Here is a 20752-nt window from a genome sequence, read left to right on the forward strand (position 1 = left end):
CCTATTCCGATTTTTACGCAAATATGACTCTGGGATGCAACTAAGTATTAAGAATCGGCGTCACTTGAGCTAAAATCTGCTCGATCTGCTTGGAACTCTCTTCATACATTTTTTTCGCCTTTTTACTTTTGGTACTAAGGCTGAACAGCTCTAAATCTGCTTGGCATTTTTTTAAATTTGCATACAACAGCTTGCGCTCCTCATTCTGGGGAACCTGAATCTGATCGTCATACAAATCCACGGTAAGTGTGCCGTACGTATCAACCTGGGCAAAATAAACATCCTTCAACTTGGCTCCTATTTTATCCAGCTCATCCAGCAGCCAATTCTGGCCAAAACCCATAACTCGCAGGGGCTCATCCATGATATTCCCGTCCATAACAACAACCTGCGGCGGTTTCTCCGGAGCCACCGTAATGCCTAAATGCTTAGGGGTTAACGGGAGATTCTCCCGCTTCTGCAGGATATTGATCTCCCCACTGGATTCCATAATGGCAAACTCCACATCAGCCAGTTGAAAAATATCTTTTTTTCGAAGCTGCTGCATGATCTCATCAGTGGACAGGCGCTCTTTTTTCATATTTTCCTCAAGAATCTTTCCACCCTGTATGAGCACGGTTGGTTTAAAGTCTATGAAATCACGTGCCTTCTTGCTCTTGATCTGCAAAAACTCGATAGCAAGAGAGCATAAGACCCATACCCCCAACGCAATCAGTCCCAAATACCAGTTCGTATTTAAATCCATGGATATGTAGGCAGCCAAGCTACCAATGGTAATCCCGGTCAAATATTCGAAAAAAGATAATTGTGTGACCTGACGTTTTCCAAGCAATTTTGTCATCAGAAACAGCACAATTACGGCACATAATGTACGAAGTACAATTTCAAGCCATTGCGGCATAAATGACCCTCCTCCATCTTTTTGTTCAATGATCACCTTATAGATTATTGTCAAATTTACGCATAGAAATTACACCATTATTTTCCTGTTCCCCCATCATGCATGATCTGAGAGAAAATGAGTACATTATGATGCATGAAAGGAGTGATAAAAATGACTGTAGCATCCGATGTAAAAACATGTCTCTCATCCTTGAAAAGCGCTCAGGCCAGCCTTGAGCAATTTGCGTTGTCTACACAAGACCAAAATGCTAAAACTCTGTTTACCACTGCCGCACAACAGACACAACAAGTCGTAGACCAAGTGGCACAGCGAGTCCAGCAGCTTGAACAGGAAGAGCCTCAGTATAAAGGCTTCTAATATTCGTTGCACTTTTGTTCTAACTGCGAGTAAAACCCAAGTTCGCCTCCTATCATTCCCTGGTAGGAGGTTATTTATATTGTGTGAATTGTTATTGAGTTATGCTCTACATCAGGGTAAAGTGGTAATAACAAAAGGCGGACTACAAGGAGGTAGATTCTATGAAGAATGGTACGCAGTCCATGGATGTCATCACATTCGGCGAGTCCATGGGATTGTTATATCCGGAAGGCACACGGGGAATTGGTCAAGGCGGAAGTTTGGCGCAATCCTTCGGCGGAGCCGAGAGCAATCTGGCCATTGGCCTGGCCAGGCTAGGCTGCTGCAGCGGCTGGTTTGGTCAACTGGGCAGCGATCCGCTCGGAACCGGTATTTTGAAAACGCTTCGCGGAGAAGGGGTCGATGTTTCACGCGCCAGGCAAACTGATGCCGCGCCGACCGGCCTTATGCTAAGACAGAATGTACGCGGTCAGTCCTCCGTGTACTACTACCGCAAAGGCTCAGCGGCCAGTCAAATGACGCCGGATCTCGTGGATTCCGAATACATAGCTAATGCCCGTATTCTTCATTTCACCGGCATTACGGCAGCGCTGAGCAGCAGCTGCCTGGATACGATTCGGCATGTGATTTCTGTGTGCAAGGAGCATGGCGTTCTGATCAGCTTCGATCCCAACCTAAGGCTCAAGTTATGGAATATAGAGGAAGCCCGCCCTGTTCTACTGGAGCTTGCCGGAGCCTGCGATTATTTCCTCCCCGGCTACGATGAATGCAAGCTTTTATTTGAAACCGAGGATGAGCAGGTCATCATCAACCGTCTGCGGCAGCTGCCTGGAATGTCCATTATCAAGAGTTTCAACGGAAACAACGTAATGGTTCACCAGGATGTAACCTACTCCCTGCCGTTTGAACACGTAGAGCAAGTGGTGGATACCGTGGGGGCAGGCGATGGTTTCTGTGCCGGTTTCCTTGCCGGTATTGCCAAAGGCTGGACACCGGAAGAGGCTTTATCCCTGGGTGGCTTAACCGGCTCGCTGGTTATCCAAGCTCCCGGTGATTGGGAAGCGCTTCCGACATGGGATGAGGTTCAGCAGCGGCGCGGCCATTCGGCTCATATCGAGCGCTAGACCTTTTCATAAGCTATAATCCCTAATTCATTCATCATACGACAAGGAGCTGTGTAGCATGAAAAAACTAAGACTGATTGAACAGATTCATCAAGCCGGTGTTGTAGCTGTCTTGCGCGGAGATTCTCCAGAAGAAGTAGTGGAAATCGCCAAGCGTGCCATTGAAGGCGGCATTAAAGTGATCGAGGTCACGATGACCGTACCTTTTGCTACGGAAGCCATTACAACGCTATCCAAAATGTACTCTTCCAAGGATCCGCAAGCTGATGATTATGCCATCATCGGTGCCGGCACCGTCCTCGATTCCGAAACGGCCCGAATCACCATACTGGCTGGCGCTGAGTTCGTTGTGTCCCCAAGCCTCGACCGGGATACCATTATGCTCTGCAATCGCTACCGGATACCGGTCATGCCGGGCGCTGTCACCGTTCATGATATGATCGCCGCGCTAGAGCTCGGTGTCGATGTCATTAAACTCTTCCCGGGGAACCTGTACTCTCCATCGGTTATTCCATCCATGAAGGGCCCGCTTCCGCAAGCCAACATTATGCCGACCGGCGGCGTGAACCTGGACAACCTTCACGAATGGATTAAGGCCGGAGCCTTTGCTGTCGGAATCGGATCCGATCTGACCAAGGACGCACTCAAGAGCGGGGATTATAACCTCATTACGGAGAAGGCGCGCGCTTACATGAATGCCTTCAAAAAAGCCCACTCCCCGTCATAATTTCATTATCATGACAGCAGGCCTAACAAGAATCAATTCTTGTTAGGCCTGTTATTTATTTCGTTTTCTCCTCGCCCACCGCCGCTGCGTACACATCCCTGTGGTAAAGCCGCCCGAGATAATCGTCAGCACGGAATAAACGAATGTACTTCCAGACAGCAGGAGTCCGCCCACCCCAATGATGATGGCATCCATTAGCAGAATAATGACCCCTACATTAAGCGGCAGGTACCTTGCCAAGAAATGTGCCAGCAGATCCGTTCCCCCTGTGCTTGCATTGTTTCTCAGCATCAATCCAAGGCCAGTCCCAATTAGCGCCCCGCCAATGGCTGCACTAAAGATCACATTCGGGGCAAATAATTGCAAAAAATCAGCTCGCAGTGGTGATAGCAGGTCAATGACAAAAGAAGAGATCAGCATGCCTGACAAACTATTGTAAAATATTTCACGATTTAGTATCCAGGCTGCAATAAACATGGGGATACTGCACAGAATGATGACAAATCCAATATGTAGATCAAACACATAGTTGGCAATTAACGCAATGCCGATGACTCCACCGTCCAGAACTTTATGCGGGACAAGGAAAAAGTTCGTCCCCATCGCGATCAGAAAGCTGCCGATCACGATTATGACATGTTTTCGAAATGACACCATTTCCGACATCTCCATCTATAAGGGCATGTCTAATTCATATGCTTGTCATTCCGAAAAATTGCGAACTCGTTGTCCCACATTTAAAAAAAAATTCCACTCCAACATTTCTGAGAAGATGCCTAACCTTTTACATAAAACATGCGTTCTGTTCTTGCCATTACCTTGGTTTTCATATAGGGATAATTCTCATAGCAGTAATCAACAAAGTAACCCGGTTTCTCCCCATTCCAAGGGAAAATATCGTAGTGCATCGGAATGGTCAGCTCGAAATCCGACGCTGCTGCAAGCTCGGCTGCCTCCCGGAAGCCCATATTCCCTACAATTCCGTCCTTCCGGCGGAACGCATCTCCCCCGTTGATCGGCACCATACCGATATCAATCGAATGTGCCTGCAGCCTCTCGACCAAGCCTGGATATACTACGGTATCTCCCGCATGGTAGATGAGAACGCCCTGGATATCCATCAAATATCCGACAAAACGATGTCCGTACACTTCGTCTTCATCCAAGGTTTCATGGGCAGCGGGAATCGCCATCAGGCGTACACCGTCGAGCTGCTGCCACTCATCGCATACCGCTGCAACCAGCCTTTCAGGCGCTACACCAGCCCCCTGCATCGCTTCATGACATCGAGCCGGTGCAACAAACCATGTGTCCGGGTTCTGCCTGGCTATCACCGAGATGGTGGCAAGATCCATATGATCATCATGCTCATGGGTAATCAGCACGATATTCGCGTTCCGAATATGCTCCGGCTGCAGCGGCGCGGGAAATGCTCGCTGGAATCCGCCCCTGCGCTCAAGTTCATCCGACATATAAGGATCAATGTAAATGACGACCTCGCCACCCTTGATGACAACGCTCTCTTGTCCCAGAAACCAAACCGCCGCCATCCCGTAAGAGGTGGAAGTCTGATTGATTTCCTCTATGATTTGTTCCGGGCTCCTATCCTTGCCTTGTCCAAGCTCCTTCATCCCTCGATCTCTCCTTCCGTTATCCGTATTTCATTCGATTATAACATGCTGCAGAGCTGAGAATGTGTCACTGTTTATCCCGACGGCAGCCGCTGTGGAAGCCCACGAGGACAAAACGGGCTGGAATCGAGCATCTAAAGATGCCCGTCCCAACCCGTATAGTCATGTTTAACTTGAAATCTATTTACGCTCAAGGGGCTTCTTCCACATTCCCAGCAGCATGCCTGACAGCACAGCACCGATTACAACTGCCAGCAGGAACAGAAGCGCATGATTGGCAAGCGCGGCAACAAATATCCCTCCGTGAGGTGCAGGAACGTTAATGCTCCACAGCTGCGTCAATCCACCGGCAACCGCCGAACCGAGAATACAGGAAGTCAGCACGCGCAGCGGATCAGCGGCAGCAAACGGAATCGCGCCCTCCGTTATGAAGGAAAGACCCATCACATAGTTGGTCAGACCGGACTTTCGTTCCTGCTCCGTGAATTTGTGCTTGAACAATGTTGTGGCCAGTGCAATAGCGAGTGGAGGAACCATTCCTCCGGCCATGACCGCAGCCATCATGGCTCCGTTCGTATTGCCGCTGGACGTAAATACGCCGATCGCAAATGCATAGGCTGCTTTATTGAAGGGACCGCCCATATCAATGGACATCATCCCGCCTAAGATAAGACCTAGAATTACCGCATTTCCGGTACCCAAATTGTTAAGAATATCAACCAGACCGAGATTGATCCAGCTGAAGAACGGATCGAACAGGTAGAACATGACCGTACCGGTGATAAGAAGGCCCACAACCGGATACAGCAGAATTGGCTTTAAGCCGTCCAGCGTTCGCGGAAGACCGGCAAACGCTTTCCTCAGCAGGATGACAACATAACCCGCCAAGAATCCTGCCGCCAAACCACCAAGGAACCCCGAATTTGAATTCAATGCCATGAGACCTCCGACCATGCCGGGCATTAAAGCCGGACGGTCGCCTATGCTGAGCGCAATAAATCCCGCAAGGACCGGTATCAGGAAGTGGAAAGCACCGTCTCCGCCGCCAATCGTCTGCAGCAGCTGGAATAGCGGATGGTCCTCTCCGGCAAGCTGCTCGATGAGGAAGGAGATAGCCAGAAGAATCCCGCCACCCACAACAAAAGGCAGCATATGAGAAATACCATTCATCAGATCTTTGTATACTTTTTTGCCGATGCCGCCTTTTTCTGCGTCCTTCGGTTGTAGTTGCAGCAGCTCCGCCTTCGCTTCGGTAGATCGGCGCATCACCGCTTACCGCCTTGCGGATCAACTCCTCCGATTTGCGGATGCCATCGCTTACAGGCCGCTGCAGCACAGGCTTTCCGTTGAAACGGGCCATCTCCACATTTTTGTCTGCGGCAATGATGACACCGGCCGCTCTTCGGATTTCTTCCTCCGTCAACACGTTTTGCGCACCTTCCGAGCCATTGGTCTCCACCCGGATTTCAACGCCCATTTCCTGGGCCTTCTTCTTAAGCGCATCTTCAGCCATAAAGGTATGAGCAATACCGGTAGGACACGCTGTTACAGCCACAACAAAAGCATTCTCGTTTCCGTCAGCACCTGTCGAAATGGCTGCCTCGGAATGGCTGCCGGATTCCTCGTGCTTTTCCGTTTCCTTATTAGCCTCTTCCCGGATCCGGGCTGCTTCCTTCTCTGCCTTAACCGCTTCCTCTTCAGCCTGTTTGGTATCAAATAACTCCGTTACCTCTTCGGGCGTCTTCGTGTCCATCAATTTCCCGATAAATTCGGCATCAATCAGCAGCCGTGAAAGCGCGGCAAGCGTACGGAGATGCGTATTCCCGGCTCCCTCAGGCGCAGCGATCATGAAGAATACATAAGCTGCCTCACCATCCAGCGCTTCGAACTCCACGCCCTTGCTGCTCTTGGCAAACACAACGGTCGGTTCATTAACCGCTTTCGTTTTTGCGTGGGGCATCGCAATGCCGCCTCCGATGCCGGTACTCGATTCAGCTTCACGCTTCAGAATCATCTCTTTGAACAGGACCGGGTCATTAATTCGCCCGCTAGCGGCCAAACTGGCGATCAGTTCGTCGATGGCCGCCTCCTTCGTGACTGCCTTCAGATCCATGATCATTGTATCCTGGATCATCAAATCTGTAATTCTCATATTGGATCACTCCCTTGATTTCAATCGTGACTATTGCTGGGGCACAAGTTTCCGCAGGCTGCCTTCTTTAGATATACAGCGGCTCACCACTTCGTGATATTAACTTGCGGAATAAGCCGATCAATGGCTTCCTTAACAGCCAGGTCGTCAGAGAACGCGGTTGCGCTGCCGGATGCAACCCCGGTTCGGAACGCCTCCAATAAATCCTTGCCAAGAGCAAGCGTGCCGACAAAACCCGCAATCATCGAATCGCCAGCTCCGACCGAGTTTCGGACTGTGCCTGAAGGTACATTGGCGTGGTAGACCTGATCAGTTGTAATCAACAGTGCACCTTCTCCGGCCATGGAGATCAGCACATGCTGGGCGCCTTCCTCAAGCAGCTTCCGGCCGTAGGTCACAAGCAGCTCGTTCGAGTCGATAACCACGCCGAACAATTCCGCAAGTTCGTGATGATTCGGTTTAACAAGAAGCGGCCTGTGGACCAACGCCTTCATCAGGGCCTCCCCCGTTGTATCCATTACGAATTCGGCACCGCTCTTGCGGCACGCTCCGATCAGACGCTCATAGAAGCCAGGTCCCAGCGATGGTGGAACACTGCCGGACAACACAACGATATCTCCCGCCTGAAGCTGTGACAGTTTATGAAGCAGCGCGTCCGTTTCTTCTGGACGGATGACGGGTCCAAGGCCGTTGATCTCCGTCTCGTCACCGTGCTTAAGTTTCACGTTGATCCGGGTATCATCCGCGATATCTACAAAATCAGTGCGGATCCCTTCCCTACCCAGCGTCTCGTCGATATATCGTCCGGTGAAGCCACCCAGGAAGCCGATGGCAGTATTTTCAGCTCCAAGCTGGTTGAGCACCCGCGATACATTAATTCCTTTGCCGCCCGGAAACTTCATATCCCGAGTCATTCTGTTCAAACCGCCCAGCTCTATAAACTCAACTTCCACGATGTAGTCGATGGAAGGATTCAGCGTTACCGTATATATCATTATGATCCCTCAATTATGTTGGTTTTCTGTGAAATGGACTTCCGCCAAGATGGAGTCAAGGATTCCGTAATCAACGTCGCTTCGTTCAGGTCCAACAATTTGGCGAAGGAGACCTCGCCTAATTTGCTGGAATCCGCCAGGACATAACTTGACGCGGACAGCTGATGCGCTCGACGCTTAATCAAGGCTTCCTCCGGATCAGGCGTGGTATAACCCATCTCAACATCCACGCCGTTCGTGCCCAGAAAGCACCGGTCAAAGCGAAAGTTGTCCATGTTTTGAAGAGCGATGCTTCCGATGACGGCCTTGGTATGAATTTTCATCATTCCGCCCAGAAGATAGCTCTTGATTCGCTTGCTTACCAATCCTTCGATATGGGATAAGCCATTCGTAACCACGGTTACGTCCTTCGCTTCAATGAACGGTAGTCATCGCCAGCGTGGTCGTTCCCGCATCGATATATATACTTTCTCCATCCACCACTTGGGCTGCCGCCAACCGGGCAACGGCATTTTTCTGTTGAATGTTTCTGAAGGTTTTCTCCTCGATGCCGGGTTCTTGCATTTTGGGACTTGGCAGAGCAGCTCCCCCATGAATGCGCTTTAATAATTGTCGTTCTTCCAGATCGATCAGATCCCGTCTTACCGTTGATTCAGAAGCTTCAAGAAGTTCCACCAATTCCTGCAGTTTTACAACACCGCGCTCTTGTAAGCGTTCTAATATGATCCGGTATCTTTCTTCCGTCAGCATAATGAATCCACCCCTTTAGAACCTATAGTAACATAATCAGCACAAAAAACAATCACAACATTTCAAAATCATTCAAAATCATTCATCAAAAGTTTCAATCGTTCACCTTGCCTGATGGTAGATCCTGGCCGTTTATTTTGTTATTGGTGATTATGTTCTTAATCGTAAGCCGGCAATCATTTGAACATCACGTAAACGTTTGTAACCGATGGCCTTTACACTATATACTGGTAACTAGGAAACTCTCACAGTATAGAAGAGGTGACATGAATGGACCAAATGAAAGAAGCCTATGAGCGAATGGGTTTGCCTGAGGATGCTACCAAGGAGCAGCTCGACGACCGGTATACCCTGCTCATGCGCCAAACCCGTTCACATCAAAGGCGGGAGCCCGACCGAGCGGAGGAGATCGAAGCCGAATTTTCGGAAATCACCAAAGCCTACAAGTTCATCCTTGAAGAAGAGACCCGCAAATCTTTGGAAGAGATGAACCAGAAACGATATGGTAAATATAAGAAATTTGCCGGGACAGCGGAGAAAACCGATCATTTCTTCCGTTATTATAAATTTCATGTACTCGGCGGCATTGCTCTGATCGGAGTACTCATTTATATCGTCATTAGTATTTTCAACCATCAGGCCGAGAAAGAACGGCTGGCCAGCCTGCCGCCGGTTGACCTGGAAGTTATGTTCCTCGGTTCTTATATGAACAAGGATGGCGGACAGGATCTCACACCGATTGAAGATGCGATTCTGGCACAATTTCCCGAATGGAAACGCGTAACCGTTACCATGAATTACGTCCCTCCTCTGGATTCCAACAACCCACAGGATGCAGCCATGCTGCAGAAGGCTCTGCTTGTGTTGTCCACCGAGCGGCCGGACCTGTACATCATGGATCAAACCGCCTATGATTGGGTGGGTAATCAAGGAATGGTGCGACCGCTTGAAGCCGAGGTGGAAGGCGTATGGAAGGATCTGTTGACCCCGGAACAACTCGTGAAGGGTACGAATGAGGAAGACGGCTCGGAGCATGTGTATGCCGTCGATATTTTAGGCAGCACCATGAGCGAGGAGCTCCCTGTTCTGAAGAAAGACATGTTTGCCGGGATTCGTGAAGGCACGGAACGCGATGCAAACGCCCAGCTCTTCATTAAGCAATATCTGGAGTCGTCCAAATAACCATCGGGTTTGGCCCATTCCTGATGTATAAACTAGGGAAGCTCCCGCTGCTTGGCCTTGCGAGCCAAACAGCGGGAGCTTTTTTTGCGGCTTTATCGATTCACAATTGGTCTTTACGCGTCCAATTCCCGCCCAATATGGCAAGAGCATTCCCTTTTCTCATTAAACAGGTTATTCTAGTAGTACAGATTCAAATAGTTGATAAAGGGAGATGTTCATGCCTGGAAAAATTAGAATTTTTGCTGACAGTACCTGCGACTTACCACCCTCGTGGATAAAAGAATATAATATCGGCATTATCCCGCTCTATGTTGTGTTTGGAGAAGAATCCCTGCGCGACGGAGTGGACATTACTCCTGAACAATTATATGCCAGGGTAGATCAGATTGGCAGCCTGCCCAAAACTGCGGCGCCCTCTCCATCCGATTTCATTGCTGCCTTCACACCTTCCATAGAGCAAGGCGAAGATATCCTGTTCCTTAGCATTTCATCCGAGCTTTCTTCCACTTACCAAAATGCGTTGATAGCCGCAGACGAATTGCCGGAAGTCCGGGTAACGGTCTTCGATTCACGCAATCTGTCATCCGGCATTGGACTGCTTGTCATGAAAGCTGTACATGCAGCGAGTGAAGGCTTGTCCATTCCAGAAATCGTTGCGCTGTTAAACCGCACCGTGAACGAAGTTGAATGCGAATTCGTTGTTGATACACTGGAATATTTGCACAAAGGCGGACGCTGCTCCGGCATGCAAAATATCATTGGCAGTCTGCTGAAAATCCGTCCGGTTATCAAAGTCGTGGACGGCAGCATGACGCCTGCTTACAAGGTTCGCGGCAAGAAAGAGAAGGCGCTGGACCAGATGATCCAGAATGCCCTCGCTCAAGTGGATAACATGGACAACGATCTGATTGTTATTGTACATACCATGGCTGAAGAGGAAGCCCGCTTCATTCAGAAAAAACTGCAGGAGAAAACCGGAGCTAGGCAAGTCAGCATTTCTACAGCCGGTTGTGTCATTTGCAGCCACTGCGGTCCTCAAACCGTCGGACTCATGTATACGAAGAAGCCTTCTTAAATAACATTTTGTTCATCATAAGACAGTTCTGCTGTGTTGCTTTAGCTGCGGGACTGTCTTTTCTTGTTTTCCATGGCTAACGGCAGCTTATGTCCTTATTAAACGGCATGTCCTCCGGCCAAACCCTACATCCTAGACTAAAGTCTAGGTGAAACATTCCCCCCGGACCGAGGACATCTTGATCCTTCGCATGGTATTCTTGGATTAATCATTTTACATAGGAAAGGAACGAAGTTTGTATGACGAAACGTACAATCTTGGCACCGCTGCTAATTCTGCTCGGCGCCTACTTACTCTTGAACCAAGGCGGTTCGGTAGGCGCCGGTTCCATCTTCGCCACATTCTGGCCCACCATGTTTGTCATACCATTAGGACTGTTTTTTCACTGGATGTACTTCTCTCTGGTAGGAAGACAGGGCATCGGGCTGCTGATCCCGGGCGGCATCCTCCTCACAGCCGGCATTGTCAGCCAGATCGCTTCCTTGTTCGACTCATGGCAAACCATGTGGCCTGGGTTCATCCTCGCCGTAGCCGCCGGGCTGTTCGAGTTCTACTGGTTCGGGTCGCGCAACAAGTGGCTGCTAATCCCCATCAACATTCTCACTGTCTTGTCGCTGCTGTTCTTCGTTGTATTCTCCATCGGGCCGATCTTGAATTACTTGTCATTCGTTCAGCCTGTCATTGCCGTGCTGCTTGTGCTGGGCGGAACTTGGCTGATTCTCGGACGGAAGAGACACGGATAAATCGAGTCGGATCTGCATGTACCACTCATAAACAAACAGAAAAGGGCACGTCGAAAGGTTAAATCCCTTCGAGTGCCCTTGGTCTATTCAGCCTTGTGTGATTATGAAGACGCTGCCGCTGCTAAGGTTTCATTACTCTGAAACAGATGATGAACACTGCGGATATAACGAACGGTTCTTGTGCCGGAATACATCATGACCGAATGCGTTTCGGCACGCTGACCCATATATTTAACGCCGCGCAGGAAATCCCCGGCCGTAACGCCGGTAGCTACAAACAGTACGCCTTCCCGCCCTACCATATCCTCCATCGACAGCAGCTGCTCCGGATGTTTCAAGCCCATAGCCTGACATCTTACATAATCCTCCGGTGTCTCCGGTATAAGCCGCCCCTGGATTTCTCCGCCCAGACATTTCAGGGCAGCAGCGGCAAGCACACCTTCCGGTGCTCCTCCGGAACCCACATAGAGATCCACCTCGCTGTCGGTGCAGGTCTCGATCGCACCCATGACATCGCCATGACTCAGCAGCTTGATTCTTACCCCGGACTCCCTCAAGTCTCGAATCATGGAGCTGTGACGCTCACGATCCAGAATGGAGACCGTCATCTCCGACAGCGGTTTTGATAACAGCTCAGATGCCTTTTGAAGCGTAACCGCAATGGGATCGTCCAAACTCAGCTTGCCTGCAAGCTCAGGTCCTACCGCAAGCTTATGCATATAGATATCAGGCGCATGCAGAAGGGTTCCCTGAGGAGCGGCTGCAATCACAGACAGGGCGTTATTCAGCCCGTTTGCTACCGTTTCGGTTCCTTCGAGAGGATCGACGGCCACATCCATCTTCGGACCTTTGCCGTTCCCTACGCGCTCTCCAATATACAGCATGGGCGCTTCATCCATCTCGCCTTCCCCAATGACAACAACCCCATCCATCGCTGCGGAATCAAAATGCTTGCGCATGGCGACCGTAGCGGCTTCATCAGCACTGTTCTTGTCTCCTCTTCCTGTCCACCGGGCGGATTGCAATGCCGCTTCCTCCGTCACTCTTACAAGCTCCAATGCTAATGAACTCTCCATTATGAATCCCCTCCTTCTGCTTTTTTCCATACCCATTCCTGCCTGCTTACTTCAAGAAATTCATAATCAGACCTGCGGATTCCTCTATGGCCTTGTCGGTGACATCGATGACAGGGCATCCCAGTTCTGTATACAGCGACAAGGCATAATCCAGCTCCTCTTGAATCCTCTCAAGGGATGCGTACTGTACCTGATGCGGGAGCCCCATTACTTTTAAACGCTCGCTGCGGATTTTGAGAAGATGCTCCGGCTCTATTGTAAGTCCAATGATGTTCCCATTCGTTACTTCTCTAAGCTGGGATGGGGGTGACATCTCCGGCACAATCGGAAAATTCACCGTCTTGTAGCCTTTATGAGCGAGAAACATCGATAGCGGCGTCTTCGAGATTCTGGATACGCCCAGCAGGATGATATCCGCCTTCAAGATGGCACTCACATCTTTGCCATCGTCATACTGAACAGCAAATTCCATCGCTTCCACACGCCGGAAGTAGCTGTCGTCGAGCCGGTGCAGCAGCCCCGGCAGCCGTTTGGGATAGTCGTTAAACGTATCGGCGAACGCCTGCATCATCGGACCCATAATATCCACTGTACGAATATTGAGCCGCACGGCTTCCTCTCGAATGACCTCGCGAAGCTCCGGCTGCACGAGCGTGTAAGCCACAAAACCTCCGCGCCGTGCCACCTCCTCCATCAGCTCGGTCAATTCATCTTCTTCCCGTACATTCATATATCGCTTAATCTCTGTATTCGGGAGCTCGAACTGGCGCAATGTAGCTTGGACAACCGCTTCGGCCGTCTCCCCGATGGAGTCTGAACAGATTGCTATGAAATGAGTTATTGCCTGATTCATCCGATTCCTCCCACTATTCCTCGGCTACCATGTCGAGCAGCATTTTGATGATATTTGTTTTCGTGATCCGGCCCACGACCTTCCAGTGCTCCCCCGGATTCCCCGTGGTGGATGGCACAACAACCGGCAAGCTGTCGATTTGATGATTGATGATTTTACGTGCGGCGTCCAGTACCGTATCTTCCGGCTGAACAGTTGTCACATTCGCCTGGCGGGTCATAATCAGGCTTACCGGCATGGAGGACGCCGTCGGATTTCCAAGCGTCACCTTGAGCAGATCCTTGCGGGACACAATGCCCGCGAGATGACCATCGGCGTCGGTAACGATCAGATTCCCTACATTCTCCAGAAACAAGGATACAACGGCCTCGTGAATCGTCGTTGTCTCGCGTACAATTACCGGAACGCCGTGCAGGTCGCCAACCTTCATTTTGAGAAGGCGGAACTTCTCCTCCCGGTCAGGAGTTCCCCGCTTCCCCAGAAAATACCCTACCTTGGGTTTGGCATCGATATAATCCAACACCACAAGCTTGGATAAATCGGTGCGAAGCGTAGCTCGGCTGACATTCAGCATCTCCGCAATCTGATCTCCTGTAATGGGTGCGTGTTTTTTTACGATATCGACGATATCCTGCTGCCTTGTCGTCAGTTCGATAGTGATCCCTCCTGCATGCATTTCCTCTACTTGCCGATATAATACGTCATATATATTATATATGCAACATATTTTCGTCTAAATTTGCTTTATTGGGTATCAATATTTTTTTTGGTTCCCATCAAAAAAGCTTATAATTCAATAAAAAAGCATGCCCTCGGAACAGACGTCCCTTAAGCATGCTTTCGTTTTCATTTTAGCTAATCGTTATGATGATCCATCCTTGGGCCCGGTGCCTTTGCATTCTCCTTTGCCGCAATATCCGTAGATGATCTTTACGCCGTCGGTAGGAATCGTGTCCACCATTTCATCGCATCTGGAGCAAATAATAAGCCCCCATTCCTCGTTCCCATTACCCTTTACTGCCTCCGGACTTGTTAACGCTTTCATAACATTTCCTCCTTATGTTTATTGACTTTGCTGCAAGGCAGTTGCTTGCTCGTTAAGGGGCCGAATTCAATTCTCCTCTGCTTACTCATCCCTTTATTTTCCACTATATTCTTAATGTATTGGGTAAGAAATGAAGATATGAGTCAATCATGTTTAATGTATTAAAAAACATGGTAAGTAAATTTCGTGATAATTACCATTCTTGCCGAGAATGAGGATACCCTTATTTTGGAATGGTATGATAATATATACTTCAGATTAAATAGAAATTGACATTTTAGACGGAGGGTTTGGATTGAAGAACACTTGGCAGCTCATTAAGAAAGGAAACACCTCTTCAGCGATTGCGGCTTTGGGCAACACCGGATTGTCTATTATTAAGGCAATTGCCGCCTCCATCAGCGGCAGCGGAACGATGTTTGCATCCGCCATGCACTCGGTGGCTGACGCCGTGAACCAGGGATTTGTATTTGTGGGCAGCGTACTGGCAGAGCGAAAGCCGACCAAGAAGTTCCCGACCGGATTCGGCAGGGTTATTAATCTGGTCTGCATGGTTGCTGTTATCGTGGTGACCATCATGGCGTATGAAACGATACTCAAAGGGTTCAAGTTATTAAAGCACCCTGAAGAAGCTACGAATTTCTGGCTCAATTTTATCGTACTGGTCATCGCTGTCATTATAGACGGCTCCATTCTGATGAAAGCCATGAAAGAGATTATGAAGGAAACCCGCGTTCAAGCAACCGGTTTTGCCTTGCTGCCTGCCGCATTCAAAAATGCCGGTCGCGCTGCTCCGCCAACAAGGCTGGTGTTCTATGAAGACATTGTTGCCACGCTTGGCGCCCTCTTCGCTCTCATTGCCATCGTGTTTGCGCATTTCATGGATTTCCTCATCCTGGACGGAATTGCTACGATTCTGATCGGCTGCCTGATGGTCGGCGTTGCCTTTAAAGTTGGATATGACAACATGGTGGGCTTGATCGGAGTTGCCGCGCCTAAGGATGTCGAGGAGAAAATCTCCAATCTCATTCTTAACGACCCGGACGTGCGGGATATCAACCGTCTGCGTATTCTGCAAGAGGGCCGCAACTATCACGTGGAGGCGTATATCGAACTGAAAAAAGGGATGTCGCTTGCCGAAGCCAGCCATACCAAAATGAGAATCAACGCCATACTGACACAGGATCCGAATATCTCGGATGTAACTCTGGGTATCCTGGAAGACGACGGAATCAAGCTGTGGAATCCTCGCGAGGATCTGGATCAATAAACGGAAAGAGGCAACCTTCAAGGTCTGATGGACCCGAGGGATGCCTCTTCTTTTTTTGCCCTAATGATTAATGATTGCGTTTAAGAAACTCATCCATGCGCGCGTAAGCGATTTTTTCATTGGCCTTTTTGGTGATGCCATGGCCCTCATCGTCAAACACAAGGTATTCCACATCCCGGCCTTTAGCCCGGAGCGCCTCGACGATTTGGTCGGATTCCTCCTTAACGACACGCGGATCGTTAGCCCCTTGAATGATCAGCATCGGATTCACCATGTCATCCAGATACGTAATCGGCGAATCCTTAATGAATCTTTCCTTATCCCGCTCCGGATCGCCAATCCAGCGCTCCATAATCGGTTTCCAATGCTCCGGTACCGAGTTGTAGAAGGTAAACAGATTGCTGACCCCGACGATATCGACAGCAGCCTTGAAATACTCCGGATTGCGCCCTGCCAGCAGCAAGGTCATATAACCGCCATAACTTCCACCCATGACAAAGAGTTTCTCCCGGCTTGAAATACCTTGCTCAAACAGCCAATCCATCCCTGCCAGACAGTCCTTGCGCGGTCCCTCGCCCCAATCCTGTTCCACCAATTTCACGAAGGAGCTGCCATAACCCGTACTGCCGCGGAAGTTTGGACAGAAGATGTTGTATCCCTTGGCTAGAATATACTGGAACATGGAGCGGAACTGCTTGCGCTCCGAGGCTTGCGGACCTCCATGCGGCCAAAATACCGTATAACCGTTCGCAACATGGGATTGGGCACGGAACAAGAGCGCCTCGATCTCCATGCCGTCAAAAGAGTTATAGGTCACGACATCCGGCGCCACCAAATCCTCATCGGTTAATCCTGTCAGAACGTTCTTGGTTATCATGCTCCACTTGCCGTCCGCATAGCGGTAAATGTTAAGCGGCTTCACGGCACCACGGGCGAGCAGGTACAGATGGCCCGACTTTGTCACATTCAGCTGCTCCACAATGTCGGAAGGAAGCGGTATGGGCGTTAACTCGCCGCTATCGAGCGAATAGGCATACAGCCGATCCTCCACCCCTTTCTCCGTAACGATGTACAGCGTCTGCGAATCCTTATGATAGCGCAGGAGCTGGATGCTTTCCCGATCGATACGGCACAAGGGCTCAAACTTCTGCTGAGGAATATCGTAGCGGGCAACGTAGGAAAATTCCGATTCATAATCCGTAGCAAAAATGACTTGATCGTTGTCAATAAACAGCGCATCGCCCGAAATATGCACCTGCTCAGGAGAAGGGGTCAGGCACAACGGCTCTTCGCCTTCACGCTGCACATAACTCACATAGTAGGTGTTGGCATACATTTTGGTGTATGCGATGGTCTTCTCATCGGGACTTACTGCACACATTTCGGTTGACGTATCCTTGCCCTCAAGCAGGAGTTGATCCTCTTTGGTGTCCAGATGAAACACGCGCGAGTTCAGGAAGGATGGATTGTCTTTCGAAGTTACATAGTATAAGCGTCTGCCGTCCTCTGACAGATGTACAAAATAATGCTTGTCATCCCCTGACGCTCCTTCAAACAGAGGAATCGGCTCCCCGCCGTTCCAGCGCAGCGCGTGGAATTGATAGTTCTCATTCCCATCACGGTCAAAGGCTGTTAAAATATGTCGTCCTTCCGGGTCGAGCTTGATAAAGCTGCTGATCTGATCATTGTATGTAAGCGGGTAAGGGTAAGCTGTATCCCCTGCTAAATCCATCGCCCATAAATTAAACTTTCCGTTCAGACTGCTGCTGAACACAAGCCGTGACTCGTCTGCACTGATTCCAAAAGTACGAATACTGTACGTTTGAAAAAACTGTTCTACATCGGGTTTGGGAAATTCAATCATCCATATGCCTCCCTACTTCATATTATTGTCCATCGGTTAATAAATGGGCAAGTCTTCCAATCCGCTGGATTACTCCCATTATAACGCAAAGTTTCATACAGAACATCATTACATAGACCGGACGCTTCCTACATCTTCAGACTGGGCTGAAAGCCCAGTTTCTAGAAGCGGCCTGTACATATTCACGCCCTCCCCTCTTCAGCCCGCATATCTGCAGCGAGTTGCCATATAAATGATAAGAACCATGTTTTTCATGACGAAGGGGGGATCCTCGTGCACCAAGACGAGATCGCGGAACTGGAACGTTCTATTGCGGAGATTACCGAAATCGCTACAGGCTTTGGCCTTGATTTTTACCCTATGCGATATGAGATCTGCCCGGCAGACATCATATACACCTTCGGCGCCTACGGCATGCCCACCCGGTTCAGCCATTGGAGCTTTGGAAAAACCTTTAATAAAATGAAGTTGCAATACGACTTCGGCCTTAGCAAAATATACGAACTCGTCATCAACTCCAATCCGTGCTACGCGTTTCTCCTGGACGGCAATTCCCTGATCCAGAACAAACTCATTGTGGCCCATGTGCTGGCACACTGTGATTTCTTCAAGAACAACGCCCGCTTCTCCGTCTCCAACCGCAATATGGTCGAGAGCATGTCGGCAACGGCCGAGCGTATCTCCCGCTATGAGATTGAGCACGGGACCGAAGCGGTTGAGCAGTTTATCGATGCTGTGCTTGCGATTCAGGAGCATGTAGATCCTCATATTATTAGACCGGATAAACTCGACAAGCAGCGTTACAATGCTCGCCGGGTACTGGAGCGCAAGGAGGAAGCCAAACGGCATAAGCCCCCTGGCCGGTACGACGATTTGTGGGACATCGATGAAGAAAAGCAAGAGAAAGCCGAGAATTCAACCCCGACACCAAAGCGCTTCCCGCCGGAACCGGAGAAAGACATCATGTGGTTTATTCAGGAACACTCCGATATTCTGGAGGATTGGCAGCGGGATATCATGAGCATGCTGCGAGAGGAGATGCTGTACTTCTGGCCGCAGATGGAAACGAAGATCATGAACGAAGGCTGGGCTTCGTACTGGCATCAGCGCATCCTGCGGGAAATGGATCTGACCAGCGAGGAAACCGTGGAATTCGCCAAGCTTAACGCCTCGGTCGTACAGCCGTCACGCCACAGCCTGAACCCTTATTACCTCGGGCTTAAGATTTTCGAGGATATCGAACGCCGCTGGGACCGGGAGAAGATGTTTGATGTACGCGAATATGATTCGGACATCTCATTCCTGCGCAATTATTTGACAAAGGAATTAGTGGAGGATCTGGATCTCTACGTGTTTGAGAAAAAGGGGCCGGAGTGGAAAATCACCGATAAAGCATGGGAGAATATCCGCGACCAGCTGGTCGTTTCCCGTGTGAACGGAGGTTCCCCGTTTCTCGTCATTACCGATGGCGATCATCTCCGTTCCGGTGAGATGATGATCAAGCATTTGTACGAAGGGATTGAACTTGACCTTAAATACATGGAACGCACCATCCCTTATGTTTACCGGCTCTGGGGCAAACCTGTGCATCTGCACAGCATGATCGAAGGCAAACCGATTCTGTTCTCCTATGACGGCAAGAAACTTCATCGGCGATTTATTTAACAGTGCTTGATGCATGGATATAGCTGCTTACAACAACAGCACCCGCGAGTGAGTGAATCCCTCATCACGGGTGCTTTGTTTACCGATATTCAACGATCCATGCGTAGGCTGCTTGACCTAGACGGTCACCTTCTCAGCTTGCTTCAAGGTTTCGACATGGGTATCATGCTTCTGAACATCATACTCATGTTGAAGCGATTCCAAATCATCAGCCAGCTTCTCCATCATCTTCACGAAGGCAGCCAGTTCCTGCGAGCTTGCCGCCTGATTGCGGGCATTAATTGACGTTTTCTCCGATTCCTGTTCAACGAGCCCCAGCTTGCGGATGATGCCGCTGACCTTGTCCTGAATTTCGTCCATCGCCTTCTTGGAATGGGTGGCAAGCTTTCGCACTTCGCCAGCAACAACTTCGAAACCTCGGCCTAACTCGCCAGCATGAGCTGCTTCAATCGCGGCATTCAGGCCGAGCAAGTGGCTCTGATCCGAAATTTCCCGGATCAAACTCCCCATCTGTTCGATGTGCAGGATTTCATTGCCAAGCTCCGAAGTTAGTGTATGCGCTTTATCCTGCGCTTCTGCTGTCTTCATGGCATTGTCGGCCATAAGCGCTGCACTTTGATCCAGCTCCACAATCATGGCGGTCAATTCCTGGACTGCTTCTGTAATCGCTTCCAACATTTTTTGCTGATCCGTGACCAATCGGTTAATCTTCTCTTTCTCTTTCATTTCGTAAGCTTCCAGTACGAGCTGGGAATCCAAATTAAACATTTTGCTAAGCGCATGCACCACTTGAGTCCACTGATCCGGCACGATTTGTTTCAGCAAATACGGCTGCAATATCAAGATACACCATGTAGCTTCCGAGATAATAGTCCGTTGTCAGGCCAATTCTGGAATGAACCTGTCCGATCTTGATTCGGTCGGAAATGTAAGACTCATCCACTCTGCCAGCTGCGAGTGACAACCAATACACCCGCTGGGTCTCCTTCAGCCGCTCCATGGTCGAGGTACGATCAATAATCTGCATCAGCTGCGGCTGTGTGCCGATCTGCGCGTAAAACCGGTTAACGACCTCTTCCACGACCTTCTCAAACACATCACGATGGTTGGCTAACAGCGCCAACCCGTGCTCATCCAATCCGATAAACTCCAGCTGTTGACGTCTTTTTGGGGAAACATCAATCATTTCGAAAAATCCACTCCTAAATAGCGTGATCCATATCACAGGTTCAAGTACTTAGGGTCCATTATAGCCTATATTTACCACCTGGACATAATCCTAAAGTCCTAATTACACGCAGGTTTGCACCAATCATAACCAGGATAACTCCTTTATAAA

17 protein-coding genes and 3 pseudogenes are annotated in these 20752 nt (G+C 49.6%); 8 read left to right on the forward strand and 12 right to left on the reverse strand.

Annotation, left to right across the window (positions count from 1 at the left end; all coding sequences use genetic code 11):
* Nucleotides 1-40 precede the first annotated feature (40 nt).
* Nucleotides 41-901 (reverse strand): DUF421 domain-containing protein, encoded by an 861-nt coding sequence (locus tag PVOR_RS24105; RefSeq protein ID WP_006212151.1) that lies wholly within the window; start codon nt 899-901, stop codon nt 41-43.
* A 153-nt stretch (nt 902-1054) separates the two neighbouring features.
* Here PVOR_RS24105 and PVOR_RS24110 point away from each other — a divergent pair, with 153 nt between their 5' ends.
* The 3 genes from PVOR_RS24110 (at nt 1055) to PVOR_RS24120 (ending at nt 3112) form a co-directional block, all read left to right on the forward strand.
* Nucleotides 1055-1261 (forward strand): DUF1657 domain-containing protein, encoded by a 207-nt coding sequence (locus PVOR_RS24110; RefSeq protein WP_006212152.1) that lies wholly within the window; start codon nt 1055-1057, stop codon nt 1259-1261.
* Nucleotides 1262-1422: 161 nt separating this feature from the next.
* The gene (locus PVOR_RS24115; RefSeq protein ID WP_006212153.1) at nt 1423-2385 is read left to right on the forward strand and encodes a sugar kinase; all 963 of its coding nucleotides are present in this window, start codon (nt 1423-1425) and stop codon (nt 2383-2385) included.
* 58 nt (nt 2386-2443) lie between these two features.
* A complete protein-coding gene (locus tag PVOR_RS24120) occupies nt 2444-3112 on the forward strand; it encodes a bifunctional 2-keto-4-hydroxyglutarate aldolase/2-keto-3-deoxy-6-phosphogluconate aldolase (RefSeq protein ID WP_006212154.1) in 669 nt (222 codons plus the stop codon).
* A 51-nt stretch (nt 3113-3163) separates the two neighbouring features.
* On the opposite strand, the gene PVOR_RS24125 is transcribed toward PVOR_RS24120, so the two are convergent.
* The 5 genes and pseudogenes from PVOR_RS24125 to PVOR_RS24145 form a co-directional block, all read right to left on the reverse strand.
* Nucleotides 3164-3769, reverse strand: coding sequence for a YitT family protein (locus PVOR_RS24125; protein WP_006212155.1), 606 nt, complete (start codon nt 3767-3769; stop codon nt 3164-3166).
* A 119-nt stretch (nt 3770-3888) separates the two neighbouring features.
* A complete protein-coding gene (locus tag PVOR_RS24130) occupies nt 3889-4743 on the reverse strand; it encodes an MBL fold metallo-hydrolase (protein WP_006212156.1) in 855 nt (284 codons plus the stop codon).
* Between the two features lie 180 nt (nt 4744-4923).
* Nucleotides 4924-6895, reverse strand: a pseudogene (locus tag PVOR_RS24135) (PTS fructose transporter subunit IIABC).
* 83 nt (nt 6896-6978) lie between these two features.
* Complete coding sequence (gene pfkB / locus PVOR_RS24140) at nt 6979-7890, reverse strand: 1-phosphofructokinase (RefSeq protein WP_006212160.1); 912 nt, start codon at nt 7888-7890, stop codon at nt 6979-6981.
* Nucleotides 7890-8640: pseudogene (locus PVOR_RS24145) on the reverse strand (DeoR/GlpR family DNA-binding transcription regulator). Before PVOR_RS24145 ends, pfkB begins: the two are co-directional and overlap by 1 nt.
* Before the next feature lie 270 nt (nt 8641-8910).
* Between PVOR_RS24145 and PVOR_RS24150 the strand changes: the two are divergent.
* From PVOR_RS24150 to PVOR_RS24160, 3 genes are all read left to right on the forward strand, one after another.
* Nucleotides 8911-9822, forward strand: coding sequence for a J domain-containing protein (locus tag PVOR_RS24150; protein WP_006212161.1), 912 nt, complete (start codon nt 8911-8913; stop codon nt 9820-9822).
* Nucleotides 9823-10039: 217 nt separating this feature from the next.
* Nucleotides 10040-10897, forward strand: a complete 858-nt coding sequence (locus tag PVOR_RS24155; RefSeq protein ID WP_006212162.1) for a DegV family protein — start codon at nt 10040-10042, stop codon at nt 10895-10897.
* Nucleotides 10898-11136: 239 nt separating this feature from the next.
* The gene (locus tag PVOR_RS24160) at nt 11137-11640 is read left to right on the forward strand and encodes a hypothetical protein (RefSeq protein WP_006212163.1); all 504 of its coding nucleotides are present in this window, start codon (nt 11137-11139) and stop codon (nt 11638-11640) included.
* Between the two features lie 101 nt (nt 11641-11741).
* Here the strand turns inward: PVOR_RS24160 and glpX are convergent, their stop codons facing one another.
* The 4 genes from glpX to PVOR_RS24180 form a co-directional block, all read right to left on the reverse strand.
* On the reverse strand, nt 11742-12716 hold the full coding sequence (glpX, locus tag PVOR_RS24165) for a class II fructose-bisphosphatase (RefSeq protein ID WP_006212164.1): 975 nt from the start codon (nt 12714-12716) through the stop codon (nt 11742-11744).
* A 46-nt stretch (nt 12717-12762) separates the two neighbouring features.
* Nucleotides 12763-13569: a pyruvate, water dikinase regulatory protein gene (locus PVOR_RS24170; protein ID WP_006212165.1), complete on the reverse strand. Its 807-nt coding sequence runs from the start codon at nt 13567-13569 to the stop codon at nt 12763-12765.
* 13 nt (nt 13570-13582) lie between these two features.
* Nucleotides 13583-14245 carry a helix-turn-helix transcriptional regulator gene (locus PVOR_RS24175; protein WP_006212166.1) on the reverse strand — a complete coding sequence of 221 codons (663 nt, stop codon included), beginning with the start codon at nt 14243-14245 and terminating at the stop codon, nt 13583-13585.
* Nucleotides 14246-14431: 186 nt separating this feature from the next.
* Nucleotides 14432-14614: a GapA-binding peptide SR1P gene (locus PVOR_RS24180; protein WP_006212167.1), complete on the reverse strand. Its 183-nt coding sequence runs from the start codon at nt 14612-14614 to the stop codon at nt 14432-14434.
* A gap of 295 nt (nt 14615-14909) precedes the next feature.
* On the opposite strand from PVOR_RS24180, the gene PVOR_RS24185 reads away from it, so the two are divergent.
* Nucleotides 14910-15884 (forward strand): cation diffusion facilitator family transporter, encoded by a 975-nt coding sequence (locus PVOR_RS24185; protein WP_006212168.1) that lies wholly within the window; start codon nt 14910-14912, stop codon nt 15882-15884.
* A gap of 67 nt (nt 15885-15951) precedes the next feature.
* Here PVOR_RS24185 and PVOR_RS24190 read toward each other — a convergent pair whose 3' ends face one another.
* Nucleotides 15952-17748, reverse strand: a complete 1797-nt coding sequence (locus PVOR_RS24190; protein WP_006212169.1) for a S9 family peptidase — start codon at nt 17746-17748, stop codon at nt 15952-15954.
* Between the two features lie 273 nt (nt 17749-18021).
* On the opposite strand from PVOR_RS24190, the gene PVOR_RS24195 reads away from it, so the two are divergent.
* The gene (locus tag PVOR_RS24195; RefSeq protein ID WP_006212170.1) at nt 18022-19413 is read left to right on the forward strand and encodes a SpoVR family protein; all 1392 of its coding nucleotides are present in this window, start codon (nt 18022-18024) and stop codon (nt 19411-19413) included.
* A 117-nt stretch (nt 19414-19530) separates the two neighbouring features.
* Here the strand turns inward: PVOR_RS24195 and PVOR_RS24200 are convergent.
* Nucleotides 19531-20599 (reverse strand): annotated as a pseudogene (locus tag PVOR_RS24200) (protoglobin domain-containing protein).
* Nucleotides 20600-20752: the final 153 nt, after the last annotated feature.

Source organism: Paenibacillus vortex V453, assembly GCF_000193415.1.
GTDB classification, from domain to species: Bacteria; Bacillota; Bacilli; order Paenibacillales; family Paenibacillaceae; genus Paenibacillus_AQ; species Paenibacillus_AQ glucanolyticus.

Coding starts and splice junctions, on each gene's coding strand:
- PVOR_RS24105 (WP_006212151.1), bottom strand. CDS start 901: ATGCCGCAATGGCTTGAAATTGTACTTCGTACATTATGTGCCGTAATT.
- PVOR_RS24110 (WP_006212152.1), top strand. CDS start 1,055: ATGACTGTAGCATCCGATGTAAAAACATGTCTCTCATCCTTGAAAAGC.
- PVOR_RS24115 (WP_006212153.1), top strand. CDS start 1,423: ATGAAGAATGGTACGCAGTCCATGGATGTCATCACATTCGGCGAGTCC.
- PVOR_RS24120 (WP_006212154.1), top strand. CDS start 2,444: ATGAAAAAACTAAGACTGATTGAACAGATTCATCAAGCCGGTGTTGTA.
- PVOR_RS24125 (WP_006212155.1), bottom strand. CDS start 3,769: ATGGTGTCATTTCGAAAACATGTCATAATCGTGATCGGCAGCTTTCTG.
- PVOR_RS24130 (WP_006212156.1), bottom strand. CDS start 4,743: ATGAAGGAGCTTGGACAAGGCAAGGATAGGAGCCCGGAACAAATCATA.
- pfkB (WP_006212160.1), bottom strand. CDS start 7,890: ATGATATATACGGTAACGCTGAATCCTTCCATCGACTACATCGTGGAA.
- PVOR_RS24150 (WP_006212161.1), top strand. CDS start 8,911: ATGGACCAAATGAAAGAAGCCTATGAGCGAATGGGTTTGCCTGAGGAT.
- PVOR_RS24155 (WP_006212162.1), top strand. CDS start 10,040: ATGCCTGGAAAAATTAGAATTTTTGCTGACAGTACCTGCGACTTACCA.
- PVOR_RS24160 (WP_006212163.1), top strand. CDS start 11,137: ATGACGAAACGTACAATCTTGGCACCGCTGCTAATTCTGCTCGGCGCC.
- glpX (WP_006212164.1), bottom strand. CDS start 12,716: ATGGAGAGTTCATTAGCATTGGAGCTTGTAAGAGTGACGGAGGAAGCG.
- PVOR_RS24170 (WP_006212165.1), bottom strand. CDS start 13,569: ATGAATCAGGCAATAACTCATTTCATAGCAATCTGTTCAGACTCCATC.
- PVOR_RS24175 (WP_006212166.1), bottom strand. CDS start 14,245: ATGCATGCAGGAGGGATCACTATCGAACTGACGACAAGGCAGCAGGAT.
- PVOR_RS24180 (WP_006212167.1), bottom strand. CDS start 14,614: ATGAAAGCGTTAACAAGTCCGGAGGCAGTAAAGGGTAATGGGAACGAG.
- PVOR_RS24190 (WP_006212169.1), bottom strand. CDS start 17,748: ATGATTGAATTTCCCAAACCCGATGTAGAACAGTTTTTTCAAACGTAC.